Genomic DNA, 16,704 nt, shown 5'->3' with positions numbered 1-16,704 from the left:
GGTATTGCCAAGCGAACGGTGCAAAATGAGATGTCCGCACTGCGTAATATCTTCCGCATGGCAGGCAGGGAAAAACTGGAAACTTCTCCGCGTTTGAGTAATCAGGCATTGGGATTAAGTGGAGCCAGTCGCGCGGGAACAAAGCAGGCGATTCCTGATACCACATTTCAGGCTGTTTATCAGAAAGCCCTTGAACGGGATGCCGGATTTGCAGCCACACTGAAACTTGCCCGATTGATGGGGCTACGTTCTCAGGAAGCGGTACAGTGTAATGCTTCATTGAAAAGTTGGCGAAAACAATTAGAACAACCAGAGCCAAAATTGCATGTTGTTTTCGGTACAAAAGGCGGCCGACCAAGACAAACCCGTGTATTGGATGTTGCGGCGGTGAAAGAGGCTGTAGAACAGGCCATTGCTGTTGCGGAGCAACGCGGCGGCAAGTTGATTGATAAATCGGATCTTAAACAGGCTATGAACTACTGGCGGACACACACCACAAAGATTGGATTAAAGGGCTGCCACTCTCCCCACAGTTTACGTTATGCATGGGCGCAGGATGCATTGGCATTTTACCAGCAGAATGGTTTTAGTCGTCAGGAGGCAAGGGCACTTGTTTCAATGGATTTAGGACACGGTGATGGTCGTGGGCGTTATGTCGAGCGGGTTTATAGTCGTTCAACTTAGCCATTCGGTTATTGAGTCAGATAAAACAATCAGTTAAAGTAACTCCGCCATTGGCACAATCCAATGGTAAGGTTTAGCAGCCTTGAAGAGTAACCCCGCTGGTAGGAATTTCTACCAGTGGTGCTTGCTATCACCCTTTCAATGGTGATTCAGGTAGGGGAGGCTTCGGCCTCGCCGGTTGGTTACTCCCGGTCTGCTAACCCTGCCTTGAATCACCACCATCAATATTAATTAATGGAAAGGGGTAGCAGGAATGATTGATATTAAAAAAGACTGGCATCAGGCTGATATTATTGCTGCATTACGTAAGCGTGGCACAACTCTAGCGGCTGTTTCCCGCGAAGCGGGACTAAGTTCTTCTACATTAGCAAATGTATTATCACGCCCTTGGCCGAAAGGTGAATGGATTATCGCGAATTTCCTCGGTATTCACCCCGCAGAAATTTGGCCTAGCCGTTATGTAGATATGGACGGTAACTTTGTTGAGCGCAGGCCGCGAGAAGAATCAAATCAATAATTATTCTAATATCGCAATATCAGGGAAATAGTCACTTCATTAAATCACTTTATATATTATCACTTGATGAGGTGACACTATAGTCTAACTGTCCCCCCAATGGCTTTCGACGAAAATACCCCAAGCCCTTCACCGTCCGCAAAGTCTTCTCCTCTTTAAGAGTGTTGCATGTCAGATGAAAAATATCTTCCGATTGCTATTATTACGTTTGCAGCAAGCTGATTAACCACTGTTGATATTTCAAATCGCAGTAGTGACAAATCACGATGTTGTTTGAAACGGAGGCGTGACAAAATAACGGATAGTTTATAGAGAGGGTTATTCTTGGATGATATTTCACCATATATAATGATTTACAAGAGTGATGTTCTTTTAGGAAAGCATATAAGATAAAAAGCCCCCAGCGATGATTTAATTTGTATATAAAATTGTATAGATTTTATAATTCAATTAAAAATATTATTTTATATCAATATGTTGATTGGGTTGTTCTATTCCAGTGGGAGCATTGATGTTTAGAGTTTATCATTCAAATCAGCTGGATATTCTTAAGGAATTGATGGCGATATTGATCGGGGAAAATCCCCTTTCTGACCCATTTGGCAAAGAAGTGATTCTGGTTCAAAGTCCGGGGATGTCACAGTGGTTACAGATTCAGATGGCAGAAAAATTGGGTATTGCCGCGAATATGGAATTCCCGCTTCCGGCAACCTTTATTTGGCAGATGTTCACTCAAGTCTTGCCTGATGTTCCTAAAGATGGCGCTTTCAGTAAGGATGCCATGAAATGGAAGTTAATGACGCTGTTGCCTGATTTGCTGGCCGAACCAGAATTTTTGGCACTCAGACATTACCTTGATCAAGATTTTGATAAACGCAAGATCCATCAGTTGGCAGGCCGGATTGCCGATCTGTTTGACCAATATTTGGTTTATCGGCCGCAATGGCTGGAAAGTTGGGAAGATGACCAGTTAATTGATGGATTGAGCAACAATCAATTATGGCAAAAAAAATTATGGTCTGAACTGACAGAATATACTCGCCGGTTACAACAACCTTTGTGGCATCGTGCCAACTTATATCAACGTTTTATCACAACGTTGGAAGAAGGTAATTTTCCTTTGGAAAATCTGCCCTCACGTATTTTTATCTGCGGGATATCCACATTGCCTCCCGCTTACCTACAAGTTTTTAAGGCATTAGGGCAACATATTGATATTCATCTTATGTTCACTAACCCGTGCCAATATTACTGGGGAGATATCCAGAGCTATACGTTTCTTGCCAAATTAACCAGCCGCAAACCAAAACATTATAAAAGTAGCCAGTTACTGGAAAGATTCAAAGATCCGGAAAATGCATCATCGCTCTTTAATGAAGAGGGTGAACAGAACCTGAATAACCCGCTACTGGCTTCTTGGGGAAAACTGGGGAGGGATAATCTCTACCTGCTGTCACAACTGGAGCCGGATTCCGATGTCCATGCTTTTGTTGAATTGGAGTCTGACTGTATTCTGCACCGAATTCAGCGGGATATTCTTGATCTTGAAGATAATGCCCAGATTGGTGCTACGGATAATACCTTCAAAAATAGCCTGAAAAAACGCACATTTGATGGCTCGGATCACTCGCTGACGTTTCATTCATGCCATAGCCCGCAGAGGGAAATAGAAGTATTGCAGGATCAAATCCTGCGTTTGCTGGATGATGACCCCTCACTGACCCCACGTGACATTATTGTAATGATGGCAGATATCGACAGCTATGCTCCTTATATTCAGGCTGTTTTTGGTAATACCCCCAGTGATCGCTATATTCCCTTCGCCATTTCTGACCGTAAAGCGAGTCAGGCACATCCTGTCTTGCAGGCGTTTATTACTCTGCTGGATTTGCCACAGAGCCGATTTACCGCCGAGCAGGTGTTGGCATTATTGGAAGTCCCCGCTTTAGCCGGCAAATTCGCTATTCAGGAAGAGGGATTGCGTTTGCTGAGGCGCTGGGTGAAAGAATCAGGGATCTGTTGGGGGCTGGATGATGACAACATTGAGGCACTCTTTTTGCCTGCCACGGGTCAGAATACCTGGCGTTTTGGCCTGACACGTATGTTGTTGGGTTATGCGATGGACAGTCACATCGGCCCGTGGAATGATGTTTTGCCTTATGACGAATCCAGCGGACTGGCAGCCGAATTGGCAGGGCAACTGGCTGAATTTTTAATGGAGCTGAATCGCTGGCGTAGGATTCTGAGTGAAGAGCAACGATTGGCCGATTGGCTGGCAGTGTGCCCGCAACTGCTGGAAACTTTTTTCGAAGCGGATGATGAAACCGAGTTGGTACTGGCGCTTATCACTCAGCAATGGCAAAAAGTGATTGATAACGGCCTGAATTCCCATTATGGCGAAAGTGTTCCTTTGGTGCTTCTGCGCGATGAATTGGCGCTTCGTCTTGATGATGAAAAGATAAGCCAGCGCTTCCTCGCCGGATCACTGAATTTTTGTACCTTGATGCCCATGCGTTCCATTCCTTTTAAGGTTGTTTGCCTGTTAGGAATGAATGATGGGGTTTATCCCCGATCTATCCCGCCGCTTGGGTTTGACCTTATGGCAGAAAAAACGCAGCGGGGGGACAGAAAACGGCGTGATGATGACCGCTATCTTTTTCTGGAAGCCTTGGTGTCGGCTGAACAATTCCTTTATATCAGTTATATAGGTAAATCGATTCGGGATGATACCGAATGCAACCCATCCGTATTGGTTAATGAGCTATTGGATTATATTTGCCAGAGTTTTTGCCTCTCAGGTGATGAAATGCTGAATGTCGATGACAGTTCAAGGCATGTCAGGAATCACTTGCTGTTACAACATACGCGGGTTCCTTTTGCGATGGAAAACTTTCTGCCTGATCATTATCGGCAGAGTTATGCCGCAGAATGGTTGCCTGCCGCGACGCAGCAGGGTGTTTCAGCGATTGATTTTTGCCAGCCGATTGCATTCGACCGCAGCGAAATAAAGGAAGTTTCATTAGATGAATTGATTCGCTTTTACCGTCATCCTGTCCGGGCATTTTTTCAGCAACGGTTAAAGGTGCATTTTGTCATAGAAGAAATGGAATTGCCTGAAGAAGAACCTTTTGTACTGGATAATCTGCAACGTTATCAATTTAATCAATTGCTGCTGAGTATCTTGATAGAACAAGGCCCTCCTGAATCTTTATTTTCTCATCTCCGTGCATCGGGAGGTTTGCCATATGGCGCGTTCGGGGAAGTCTATTGGAAGAATCAATTGGAATCTATGCAGCCATTGGCGGAGAAAGTACGTAAAGAAAGAACGGATTCTTTTGTCATCGAATTATATGAGGAATTAAGTGCTGTAATCTTGACCGGCAGAATCAACCAAGTCCAGCCTGATGGAATTTTACGTTGGCGTCCAGCGAACTTAACGGCCAATGATGGTATCCAACTATGGATTGAACACCTTGCCTATTGCCTTTCCGGTGGCACCAGTGAAAGCCGTATGTACGGTAAAGGAGAAAAAGAGGGTAAAAAGAGTACAGAATGTCGTTTTATTCCACTAGGACGGGATGAAGCGAAAGAGTACCTGAATCAGATGATAGAAGGCTATTTTCAAGGAATGTCTGAACCTCTCCCCTTGTTTTGCCGAAGTGGTTGGGCATGGTTATCGGGTTGTTTTGATAAGGACAATCAGGCGATCGATTTAAGTGATGACGCGCAAAAGAAAGCGGAAAATAAATTGATGGAACAATGGCTGGGCACACATGACAGAAAAGGTGAAAGCAGTGATCACTATGTCCAGCGGGCTTTCCGGCAAGTTGATCAATTACTGTTAGAGCGTATGAAACGCGAAATTCAGAGCTATTTGTTACCGATGGCCCGTTATTCAAATGGCTCGTTATTCAAATAAAGAGGGAGAATATTAGGTTATGCCTAAATATATTATTCGCATCATGACGATGCTTTTTTTGTTATTTTTTGGGATAACGGCGTATGCACAGTCACCGTATTCAAAATCGTCATGGCAAGTGCTGCCGGATACTATTCATAAGAGTGATCGCGATCCTCGCCAATATAAAGCTATCCAATTGCACAATGGTATGACGGTTCTGCTGGTTTCTGATGAAAAGGCCATTAAATCATTAGCTGCGGTTTCCATTCCGGTCGGTCACATGGAAAACCCGGATAACCAACTGGGTCTGGCCCATTATTTAGAGCACATGGTATTAATGGGTTCCAAGCGTTACCCTGACGCCGGCGGATTTACTGAGTTTCTGCAAAAACACGGGGGAAGTCATAATGCCAGTACGAATGCCAACCGTACGGCATTCTATCTGGAAGTTGAAAACGACTCTCTGGCAGAAGCGACTGATCGTCTGGCTGATGCACTTGCTGAACCTTTGCTGGACCCTGTGAATGCAGATCGTGAACGCCACGCTGTTGATAATGAAATGACCATTGCCCGTGCTGGTGAAGGTCATCGCATATGGCAAATTCGCTCTGAAACTCTCAATCCGGCTCACCCTAATGCCCGTTTTGCCGGAGGAAATCTAGAGACACTAAAAGATAAGCCTGACAGCAAGCTCCAGACGGCACTTGTTGATTTTTACCAGCGTTATTACTCTGCCAATTTGATGAAAGGGGTAATGTACGGCAATCAATCAATGGATAAACTGGCTCAGGTTGCAGCAGAAACGTTTGGTCGTATCCCGAACCGACAGGCTTCAGTGCCTGCCATTACGGTTCCCGCAGTGACGGATAAAGAAAAAGGCGTCATTATCCATTATGTGCCAGCACAACCCCATAAAACATTGCGGCTGGAATTTAGCATTGCTGACAACAGTGCCGATTTTCGCAGTAAAACAGACGCATATGTCGGGTATTTGATTGGTAATAATAATAGTCAAAATACCTTATCTGGTTGGTTACTGAAGCAAGGGTTAATCGAAAGTATCGACGCTGGGGCAAACCCCAAAACTGATGGTAATTCCGGTACATTTAATATTCATGTTTCGCTAACTGATAAGGGGCTTGAACAGCGCGATCAAGTCATCGCCGCCATTTTTTCTTACATTAACCTGCTAAAAAAACAGGGCATCAATAAAAGTTATTTCGATGAAATGACAAACGTCTTTAATTTGTCGTTCCAGTATGCGTCAATCGTGCGGAATATGAACTATATTGAAGGGGTATCCGATGCCATGTTGCAATTGCCCATTTCCCATGTGCTGGATGCAGGTTATGTTGCAGATACCTTCAATCCAAAAGCGATAGCGAGCCGTTTGGATGAGTTAACGCCTGAAAATGCGCGCATCTGGTTTATCAGCCCAACAGAGCCACATAATAAAGAAGCCTACTTTGTGCAGGCTCCGTATCAAGTCAATAAAATTACGCCAACACAATTGGCTGAATGGAAAAAACTTGCACAAGGGGATTTATTCTCTTTGCCAGAGTTGAACCCCTATATTCCTGATGATTTATCGTTGGTGAAAACATCGGGTAGCCAAAAAAAACCTAAAATGATTTTGGAAAAGCCAAATGTTCGCTTGCTGTATATGCCAAGCCAATATTTTTCAGATGAACCGAAGGGAAGTATCATATTGGAGATGCGTAATCCTGATGGCATGAAGAACATTAAGGATCAGCTTGCAGATACGTTGTTTGCCTATTTATCTACGGCCGCCCTTGATCGGCTGAATTATCGGGCGTCTGTAGCGGGAATGGGGGTCTCAACAGATTATGCTGAGGGTTTGAGAATCCAAGCAAGTGGTTTTACGCAACATTTACCAGAATTGTTAACTTCCGCCATAGAGCAGTACATCTCATTTATGCCAACTCAGGAGAAACTGGAGCAGGCGAAATCATGGTATCGGGAACAAATTGAAGTTGCCAATAACAGCAAAGCCTTCCAAATGGCCGTGCAACCCATTTCTCAACTTGCGAATGTGCCTTACTTCGAACAGTCTGAAAAACTGAAAGTGCTGGATACCATTACTCTTGACGATATTGTGAAATATCGTCAGAAAATGATCCAACATGCGGCTTTACAGGCTATGGTCTTCGGTAATTTCACTGAGCAGCAGAGTATTAACATCATTGAAGCCGCACAGAAGCAGCTCGCCAATCAAGGGACTGTGTGGTGGACTGGTGAACACATTGTTATTGACCGTAATTATGCGGTTAATTTCAAAAAAATGGCGAGCAGCACGGATAACGCTCTGGCAGAAATCTATATTCCAACGGGGTATGACCGTATCACGGGATATGTTTACTCCAATGTGTTGAGTCGCATTTTGTCACCGTGGTTCTTTGATCAATTGAGGACGACAGAACAGCTTGGCTATGTGGTTTCGGCTTCTAACTCAGGGATCGGTGAACAACTTGGACTGGGTTTTCTGGTGCAAAGTAACAGCAAACAACCGGATTACCTGCATCAACGTTATCAGAGCTTCTATCAGCAGGCCGATAAAAAGCTGAAAGCGATGTCTGATGCTGAGTTTGAACAATATAAAAAATCGCTGCTAACAGAAATGCGTGAACCACCGCAAACCTTCTATTCAGAAGTGGCGCGCTATGAGGGAGACTTTGGACGCAATAACTTCAAATTTGATAAACGTGAGAAAATCATAGCAGCGATGGAGAAAGCCACCAAAGCGCAGGTTATTGCGTTTTATGAAAAAGCAGTGATTAAACGTCAGGGATTGGCGCTGATTTCCCAAATTACCGGGAAAAAAGGTTCGGCTCATCAATATGCGGAACTGAAAGGCTGGAAAACTTACAAATATGTGTCAGATTTCCAAAAACAATTACCGGTTAAGGTGAATGCTCAGTGAGCAAAGAAATACTAGGCCATGAAATATCAGGCCAGCAAGTACAGTCTTATAAACTTAACCCGTTAACACTGCCGCTGTACGGTCAGCGGCTTATCGAGGCTTCTGCCGGTACGGGCAAGACCTACACGATAGGTTTGCTTTATCTTCGTCTTTTACTGGGATTGGGCGGCTCTGCCGCCTTTTCCCGGCCTCTGAGTGTTGAAGAAATTCTGGTTGTGACCTTTACGACAGCGGCAACGGATGAGCTGCGTGGACGTATCCGTGAGAATATCCACCAGCTTCGTTTGGCCTGTATACGGAAAGAGACCATCGTCAGCGATCCCATCTATCAGCAACTGTTGGATGAAATTCCGGATAGGGAGAGCGCAGCTAATTGGCTATTGGTTGCTGAACGCCAGATGGATGAAGCGGCAATCTATACCATCCACAGTTTTTGCCAGCGAATGCTGGCGCACAACGCGTTTGAATCCGGTGTACTGTTTGATCAAACATTAATTCATGATGAAAGCCAGCTATGTAAACAAGGTTGTGCCGATTTCTGGCGGCGGCACTGCTATCCTCTGCCATTGCCAATAGCGACGGAGATTAGTCGGATATGGAGTGGCCCGGAAGCGTTGCTGAAAGATATCTCGGGTTATTTGCATGGGGATATGCCCTGTATCGTCGATACGCCGGATAGCGATGAAACGCTGTTCAGCCGCCATCAAAAAATTATTGAGCAGATTGATGCGATAAAATGTCAGTGGAATCAGGCAGTATCGGACTTGCATGATGTGATCGCCAATTCTGGTGTTGATAAGCGCAGTTATACTAAAAAGAACCTACCTAACTGGTTAAATAAAGTTTCTGAATGGGCAAAATCCCCGACTAAAGATTATCAGCTCCCCAAGGATTTAGTGAGATTCAGCCAGTCGCTCCTAGTGGAAAAAACCAAAAAAGATGAGCCTCCCCAACATCAGCTATTTGAGGCTATCGATGGTTTATATCAATATCCACTGACCGTAAAAGATATCATCATCTCCAAGGCGATAGTTGAAGTCCGCCAATCTATTCATCAAGAAAAGCTGATGCGTGGCCATATGGGATTTGATGATTTACTGACCCGTCTGGACAGCGCTTTGCAGGGGGCTGGGGGAGAACAGCTTGCGTTGGCTATTCGACAGCGTTATCCCGTCGCGATGATTGACGAATTTCAGGATACAGATCCACAACAATATCGCATTTTTCAGGCCATATATCGTCATCAATCAGAAAACGAGCCATCAAAAGAGCTACCAGAAAGTCAGTCATCGGAAAAAAACGGCTTGCTGTTCATCGGTGATCCTAAGCAAGCTATTTATGCATTCCGTGGTGCGGATATTTTTACCTATGTTCGTGCTCGTTCCAATGTCAGTGCTCATTACACACTAGAAACTAATTGGCGTTCTTCGGTGCCAATGGTACGGGCGGTCAATAAATTGTTTGCCCAGACCGCCCGCCCGTTCTTGTTTGAACAAATCCCCTTCATTAACGTCAATGCAGCGGAGAAAAATCATGAGCTGAAATTCTCTTTACACAATGAAGAGCAGGCAGCATTGCGATTTTGGTTACAACCCGGAGAGGGCGTCTCTAAAAGGGAATATGAGCAAAGTATGGCCCGGCAGTGTGCTGCCCAAATACGGGACTGGTTGCAGGCAGGGCAGGAGGGGCAGGCATTTTTGCATCAGGCCGGGAAAAGCCGTCCGGTTATGGCGGCAGATATTACGGTATTGGTTCGTGATAGACGAGAAGCATCGTTAATTCGCAATGAATTGAATGCACTGAAAATACCATCGGTGTTTCTTTCCAATCGGGAAAGTGTATTTGATACGCCAGAAGCCAAAGATCTGCTGTGGTTATTACAGGCGGTATTAGCGCCGGAGAAAGCACGGGAACTGAGAAGTGCGCTGGCCAGTAGCTTGTTTGGCATGAGCGCGCAGCAAATCGATCAGCTTAATCATGATGAAATGGCGTGGGATCGCCTTGTTGATGAGTTTGATGGTTATGCTCGTTTATGGCGTTCCCGTGGCATACTGCCGATGCTGCGGGCTGTGATGGTGAGATATCAGATAGCAGAGAACTTGCTGGCTGGTGATGACGGTGAACGCCGTCTGACTGATGTTATGCATATTGGCGAGTTATTGCAGGAAGCAGCGCAGAAACTGGATAGTGAACACGCCGTTGCCCGTTGGCTGGCACAACAGATTTCCCGTCCTGATTCTCAATCAGAAAGCCAATTGATGCGATTGGAAAGTGACCGGAATTTGGTGCAGGTCTGCACCATTCATAAATCAAAAGGGCTGGAATACCCATTGGTTTGCTTACCGTTCGCTTGTGGTTACAAGCAGCAGAAGCAGGCGATTTACCATGATCGCCATCATTTTAATGCTTATCTCTGTATTTCCCATGACATTGAAAAACAGAACGAAGCTTTGGCGCTGGCAGATGAAGAGCGATTAGCTGAGGATTTGCGTTTGCTCTATGTGGCATTAACCCGCGCTGTTTATCACTGTAGCGTTGGTGTTGCGCCGCTTATCAAGGGCAATAAGAGTAAAGAGGGCGATACTGATTTACATTTTTCTGCTCTTGGCTATTTGTTGCAAAAAGGACAGCAAGGTGATGCAGAACTGCTGACAAGTAGCTTGAATACGCTTATAGATGACAATATAGAGATCAGGCTGGTGGCAGAAGCTGCTGATGCACCGTGGTTTTCCCAAAGTGAAAATACTGAATCGCTGGAAGCCAGAAAATTTCAACGTTCCATCCGGGATGACTGGCGAGTGACAAGCTATTCAGGTTTACAGCATTCATCTTCTGATGCTATTTCTCACGCTGGTTTTGATAATAATGCCAGCGCATTCGGTGAGTCAGTCGATGTGATTGTGCAATCCATGTCCCCTAAGCTGGATATTGATGCTCGCGGTGAAAAACAGGGAGAACAGGCATTAGAAATGACGCCACATGCTTTTCCCCGTGGGGCATCGGCGGGAACGTTCCTGCACAGTATTTTAGAGGATATGGATTTCGCTCATCCCCCTGATCAGGCGTGGCTGATGGAAAAGCTGGTGGCATCAGGGTTTGATGAGAATTGGGCACCTGTATTGGAACAGTGGATAGACGATCTTTTAAGCGCGGAACTGAATGAGCCGGGTATGAAGCTTGCTAGTGTGCCTCGTCATCATCAACAAAGTGAAATGCAGTTCTATCTGCCCGTAGATAAGTTACTGCATTCAAAGGCATTGGATGCGCTGACCCGTCGTTATGATCCACTGTCTGCACAATGTATGCCGTTGGGCTTTCATCAGGTTAAGGGGATGCTGAAAGGATTTATTGATTTGGTGTTTTGTTGGCAGGATAAGTTTTACGTGGTGGATTACAAATCAAACTGGCTGGGAGACAGCAGCCAGTCATATACGCGGGAAGCGATGGCAAAGGCTATGATAGAGCATCGTTACGATTTACAGTATCAACTCTATACTTTGGCGCTGCATCGTTACTTGCGTCATCGGTTAGCTCATTATGATTATCGGCAGAATTTTGGCGGCGTGATATACCTGTTTTTGCGCGGTATTGATAAGGATAACCCGGGGCATGGCATTTATCATTATTTGCCTCCTGTTGAATTTATTGATGAACTGGACACGCTGTTCAGCGCTGCTGGTGAGGAGCAAAGTGCATGACTTCCATGACGCCACTGTCCATGGCACCCCTGTCCATGGCACCAATTTCGATGATGTCACTATTGCAGCAGGCTGTTAGCCAGAGGATATTGCGTCCGCTGGATGTCCAGTTTGCTTATGCGATCATTGAAGATGAAAATCCCCTGTTATTGCTGATTGCCTCCTTACTGAGTGCGGAGTCGGGAGCGGGACATGTCTGCTTGCCTCTGGAACGGATCTCGCCAAAGTTTTTATTTGAGGGCAGACAGCCAGAGTTGGCCGCTTCGCTTTGGTCTTTGGCAGGAGAACCGGAACAACAGCAAATTATTGCCGCTTTGGAGTCATGTCCGGCGGTCAGTAAGGGGGAATATCCAACTCCCGTGATTCTTTCTTATCAAGGGGGAACTGGCTACCGTTTGTATTTACAACGCATGTGGCAAAGTGAACGACGTGTGGCGGATTTTTTTGCATCCGCCGAATTGACCAGCTCTCTTGGTCAAGCCGTTCCTGATGAAACCATTCTTGATGAAAAGCAGCTACGTTGCATTCTGGATGAGCTTTTTGGAACCACCGCTGAAAGAGAAATAGATTGGCAGAAAGTTGCCGCGGCAGTCGCTGTGACGAGCCGTATTTCGGTTATTTCTGGCGGGCCGGGAACAGGAAAAACCACGACGGTAGCAAAGTTATTGGTCGCTTTGATCAAACTTCATGAAGGCCAACAACTCAGTATTCAATTGGCTGCACCAACAGGCAAGGCAGCCGCCAGATTGACTGAATCGCTCAGGGAAGCCGTTGATAAACTCGCGTTAACGCCGGAACAGTGGCGCAATATTCCCGAACAGGCACAAACTATCCACCGTTTACTGGGCGCACAGCCGGATAGCCAGAAACTGCGTTATGGACGCGATAATCCCCTTTCCCTTGATATTTTGATCATTGATGAAGCCTCAATGGTGGATTTACCGATGATGGCTCATTTGATTGAGGCTTTGCCGCCGCAGGCGAAAGTGATCTTTCTGGGAGATAAAGATCAATTGGCATCGGTTGAAGCCGGAGCAGTATTGGGGGATATATGCCGTTTTGCTGAACAGGGATATAGCGCCAAACGTACTGAACAGTTGGAGCGCTTGATCGGATATGAGTTAGCGCCTTATTCCACGCCGCGTTCTGAAGAGAATGTTTCCTCTGTGCGGGATTGTTTATGCTTGCTACGCAAAAGTTATCGTTTCAATTCTGTTTCCGGTATCGGGCAATTGGCATCGGCTGTTAATCAGGGAGATCGGGCGGGTGTCTCTGAATTGCTTAACCAATCTTTTTCTGATGTTAATTTCAATCCGTTGTCAGGAAATGAAGATTATCAGCGTTTGTTGGCTGAAACTGCGGCAGGCTACTATCAATATTTGGCGATGGTGAACGAACGGGCGTCAGAAAAAGCCATTTTGGCGGAATTTAACCGTTTTCGGTTGTTGTGTGCATTGCGGGACGGGCCGTTTGGTGTGATCGGATTGAACCAGCGGGTAGAACAATTGCTGCATAGAAAAGGAATTATTACGCTGCCCAGAAATGTGGATAGTCGTGGCTATGCCGGACGCCCGATCATGATATTACGTAATGACAGTACTCTCGGACTATTTAACGGGGATATCGGGATTATGCTCAGGAATCAGGATAATGAACTGAAAGCTTATTTTCAGTTATCTGATGGGCTAATTAAAGGTTTTCAGCCAAGCCGACTGCCTCAACATGAAACGGCCTATGTGATGACTGTGCATAAATCACAAGGTTCAGAGTTTGAGCACACCGCATTAGTATTGCCAACCCAATATTCACCGATAGTCAGCCGGGAGTTGGTGTATACCGCGCTAACCCGTGCCCGGGAGAGATTGACTATTTATGCCCATAAGCCTGTTTTGGACAAGGCGGTAGCCACAGTCACACAGCGGCGGAGCGGGCTGGCAGAATGGCTCAACCCGCAGTAAAAAGATTAATGGGATCATTGGGTCTGTAAGTTCAGCATCAATATCTTAGAACAGCGCTGGAAGTTATACAGCGTTTGTTTTTCCTCCGGCAGTATATCGATTCCTGCGGGTTCAAAACCTTTCTCCTGAAACCAGTGAATGCTTCTGGTCGTGAGCACAAAGAGTTTTTCCAGCCCCATCTGTTTGGCCTGATTGGAAATGGCATCCAACAGTACTTCACCCCGGGAAGAATTCCGGTAGTCTGGATGTACAGCGACACAAGCCATCTCTCCGATTTTTTCATCAGGGTAAGGATACAGCGCGGCACAGGCAATGGTAACGTTATCGAGTTCTATCAGAGTAAACTTATCAATTTCCATCTCCAGTTGTTCCCTTGAGCGGCGTACCAAAATACCTTGTTGCTCTAAAGGGCGGATAAGCTCAAGGATACCACCGATATCATTGATATTGGCACGACGGATCTGCTCGGAGCTTTCCATCACAATCTGGGTTCCGATGCCCTGGCGGGAGAATAGCTCCTGAACCAGCGAACCATTTTCCTGATAGCTGATCAAATGGCTGCGGCGAATACCACGGCGGCAGGCTTTGATTGCTCCTCTTAAGAAACGAACCGTGCCTGAATAGTGCTCACCCGCGTTTTCCAACTCATTCAGACAGGCTTCTGCTTCATTGGGGAGTATTTCTGATAAGGTATTTCCTTCCGCATTAAGTACGCCCTGAGAAGAGCAAAATCCGATGAGTTTTTCTGCTTTTAATTTGATAGCCAGTTGTGTCGCAATTTCTTCGGTTGTCAGATTGAAACTTTCTCCCGTGACAGAAACTGCAACAGGCCCAATCAGCACAATAGTGTTATTGTCCAGTTGTCGATTGATTGCATCTTCATCAATACGGCGGATTCTGCCACTATGGCAATAATCAATTCCATCATCGACTCCCAAAGGTTGCGCGATAATAAAGTTACCGCTGACAACATTGATATGGGCACCTTGTAATGGTGTATTGCTCAGGTTCATGGAAAGGCGTGCAGTAATATCCAACTGTAACAAACCTGCTGCTTCTTTAACCAAATCCAGCGTTTTGGCATCTGTTACTCTGATATGTTTGTGATATATCGGCTGGCAATGGTGTTCAGCAATATTCTGTTCGATTTGTGGGCGGGCACCATATACGACGATTAAACGAATACCCAGGTTATGCAGCAATCCAATATCGTTAACGATGTTGGCAAAATTGTCATGGGCGATGGCTTCTCCTCCCAACATGATGACAAAGGTTCTGCCCCTATGTGCATTAATATACGGAACAGACTGTCGGAAAACTTCAACCAATTCGGTATTTCGTTCTTTCATGAAATTCTCTTGAAGTGAATTTTTATTCGTAATTTGTGTATTTTTATTCTTTTTGGAGCGGAATAGCAAGAGGAATAATGGATAAAAATAACGTTATTATTTATATTGGAATAAATAAATTGAGAAAGTATAAAACGCTTTTTTTGATGACAGTCACTTGCGAATTAATTAGAGTTCTCGCTCAACTATTATTTTTGGCAAAAAATTACTGTTTTTGGTTGTTTTTAAATGGAATAAATGATGAGTCACTCAGACCATAACTCTTCACGTCGTCATCTGTTAAAAGGTGCCGCAGCTATGTGGCTGTTGAGTATTAGCCCTATAGGCTATGCGGCAAATTCGAAAGTCATTGCTGTTCGTATTTGGCCTGCATCAAGTTATACCCGAGTGACGCTGGAATCTAATATTCCACTTAAATATCGCCAATTTTCACTTTCAAATCCGAATCGCATTGTGATCGATGTACAGGGCATTCAGCTTAATAGTGTCTTGAGCAGCATGGGAACACAGGTTCAGGGTCGTGATCCTTACCTGAAACTGGTGCGGGCCGGGCAATTCAATCCCCAAACTGTGCGTTTGGTATTTGAGGTAAAACAGCGTGTTGCTCCGCATATTTTTACCTTGCCGCCGATTGCGAAATTCAGGCATCGTTTAGTGTTGGATTTGTATCCGAGTAAGGCCGTTAATGTAGATGATGATCCTTTACAAGCGTTGCTTGAAGAGTACAACAGTGGAAATCTGGAAGAACATATGCCGGCGAAAACACGTAAACCCGGCAAGGCAGGGAAAGACAGGCCGATTGTGATTATGCTCGATCCTGGTCATGGCGGTGAAGATTCGGGGGCTATCGGGAAATACAAAACCCGTGAAAAAGATGTCGTGTTGAAAATTGCCCGTCGTCTACAGGCATTGATCAGGCGTGAACCCGGCATGAAAGTTTACATGACCCGTAATGAAGATGTGTTCATTCCCTTGAAAGTCAGGATAGCGAAAGCGCGCAAGATGCAGGCAGATCTATTTGTTTCCATTCATGCAGATGCTTTTACGAATAGGGCTGCGCGAGGCTCATCCGTATTTGCACTTTCAACGAAAGGTGCGACCAGTAATACCGCTCGTTTTTTGGCCCAGACTCAGAATGAAGCTGACTTGATTGGTGGGGTTAGCAAAAGTGGTGATAAATACTTGGATCACACCATGCTGGATCTAGTCCAGACCGCGACGATTAACGATAGTCTGAAATTTGGTGATGAAGTTCTTCAACGGATGGGCAAGGTCAATAAACTACATAAAAATAGTGTCGATCAGGCCGGATTCGCGGTATTGAAAGCGCCGGATATTCCTTCCATCTTAGTGGAAACCGCATTTATCAGTAATCTGGAAGAAGAACGAAAACTGAAAACAGCGAAATTCCAGCAACAAGTAGCAGAATCTATTTTTGCTGGTATTAAGGCTTATTTTAAAAGTGGGGCAATACTGGCTCGGCGGTGAGATATCCGCCCTGAATATCAGCGATATTTACTGGCATACTTAAACAAGCATTAAATAATATTCTGAAATTAATTTGGGCGTAATCAGGAATAAGGTAAATAAGGAGGAAAGGAGGATAAGATATAGGAAATAGGAAATCTAAGAAAAGTTGGTTGCGGGGGCCGGATT

The 16,704-nt window shown here is 45.2% G+C and carries 9 protein-coding genes; 7 read left to right on the top strand and 2 right to left on the bottom strand.

Annotated elements, in window-relative coordinates; all coding sequences use genetic code 11:
• The 6 genes from FE394_RS11860 to recD form a co-directional block, all read left to right on the top strand.
• Nucleotides 1–684: integrase domain-containing protein (locus FE394_RS11860; RefSeq protein WP_319926595.1), on the top strand; the 684-nt coding region annotated here is incomplete at its 5' end.
• Nucleotides 685–937: 253 nt separating this feature from the next.
• A complete protein-coding gene (locus tag FE394_RS11855; protein WP_319926594.1) occupies nucleotides 938–1,201 on the top strand; it encodes a helix-turn-helix domain-containing protein in 264 nt (87 codons plus the stop codon).
• Nucleotides 1,202–1,712: 511 nt separating this feature from the next.
• Entirely contained in the window at nucleotides 1,713–5,120 is a 3,408-nt protein-coding gene (gene recC, locus FE394_RS11850; RefSeq protein WP_319926593.1) for an exodeoxyribonuclease V subunit gamma, read from the top strand.
• 19 nt (nucleotides 5,121–5,139) lie between these two features.
• Nucleotides 5,140–8,043 carry a pitrilysin gene (gene ptrA, locus FE394_RS11845; RefSeq protein ID WP_319926592.1) on the top strand — a complete coding sequence of 968 codons (2,904 nt, stop codon included), beginning with the start codon at nucleotides 5,140–5,142 and terminating at the stop codon, nucleotides 8,041–8,043.
• Nucleotides 8,040–11,741, top strand: coding sequence for an exodeoxyribonuclease V subunit beta (gene recB / locus FE394_RS11840; protein WP_319926591.1), 3,702 nt, complete (start codon nucleotides 8,040–8,042; stop codon nucleotides 11,739–11,741). The genes ptrA and recB overlap by 4 nt, the downstream gene beginning before the upstream one ends.
• A 50-nt stretch (nucleotides 11,742–11,791) precedes the next feature.
• On the top strand, nucleotides 11,792–13,699 hold the full coding sequence (gene recD, locus FE394_RS11835; protein ID WP_319926596.1) for an exodeoxyribonuclease V subunit alpha: 1,908 nt from the start codon (nucleotides 11,792–11,794) through the stop codon (nucleotides 13,697–13,699).
• Between the two features lie 14 nt (nucleotides 13,700–13,713).
• On the opposite strand, the gene argA is transcribed toward recD, so the two are convergent.
• Complete coding sequence (gene argA / locus FE394_RS11830; protein ID WP_319926590.1) at nucleotides 13,714–15,048, bottom strand: amino-acid N-acetyltransferase; 1,335 nt, start codon at nucleotides 15,046–15,048, stop codon at nucleotides 13,714–13,716.
• Nucleotides 15,049–15,288: 240 nt separating this feature from the next.
• Between argA and amiC the strand changes: the two genes are divergently transcribed.
• Nucleotides 15,289–16,536, top strand: coding sequence for an N-acetylmuramoyl-L-alanine amidase AmiC (gene amiC / locus FE394_RS11825; protein ID WP_319926589.1), 1,248 nt, complete (start codon nucleotides 15,289–15,291; stop codon nucleotides 16,534–16,536).
• Here amiC and FE394_RS11820 read toward each other — a convergent pair.
• On the bottom strand, nucleotides 16,505–16,704 hold a 200-nt coding region (locus tag FE394_RS11820), incomplete at its 5' end, for a hypothetical protein (protein WP_319926588.1). The genes amiC and FE394_RS11820 overlap by 32 nt on opposite strands.

It is taken from the genome of Xenorhabdus littoralis, assembly GCF_033949345.1.
GTDB classification, from domain to species: Bacteria; Pseudomonadota; Gammaproteobacteria; order Enterobacterales; family Enterobacteriaceae; genus Xenorhabdus; species Xenorhabdus littoralis.
This window is presented reverse-complemented; position numbering and strand designations above follow the sequence as displayed.

Bases quoted from the DNA above. Each gene is read 5' to 3' on its own strand.
- ptrA (WP_319926592.1), top strand. From the start codon at position 5,140: ATGCCTAAATATATTATTCGCATCATGACGATGCTTTTTTTGTTATTT.
- argA (WP_319926590.1), bottom strand. From the start codon at position 15,048: ATGAAAGAACGAAATACCGAATTGGTTGAAGTTTTCCGACAGTCTGTT.
- amiC (WP_319926589.1), top strand. From the start codon at position 15,289: ATGAGTCACTCAGACCATAACTCTTCACGTCGTCATCTGTTAAAAGGT.
- recD (WP_319926596.1), top strand. From the start codon at position 11,792: ATGATGTCACTATTGCAGCAGGCTGTTAGCCAGAGGATATTGCGTCCG.
- FE394_RS11855 (WP_319926594.1), top strand. From the start codon at position 938: ATGATTGATATTAAAAAAGACTGGCATCAGGCTGATATTATTGCTGCA.
- recC (WP_319926593.1), top strand. From the start codon at position 1,713: ATGTTTAGAGTTTATCATTCAAATCAGCTGGATATTCTTAAGGAATTG.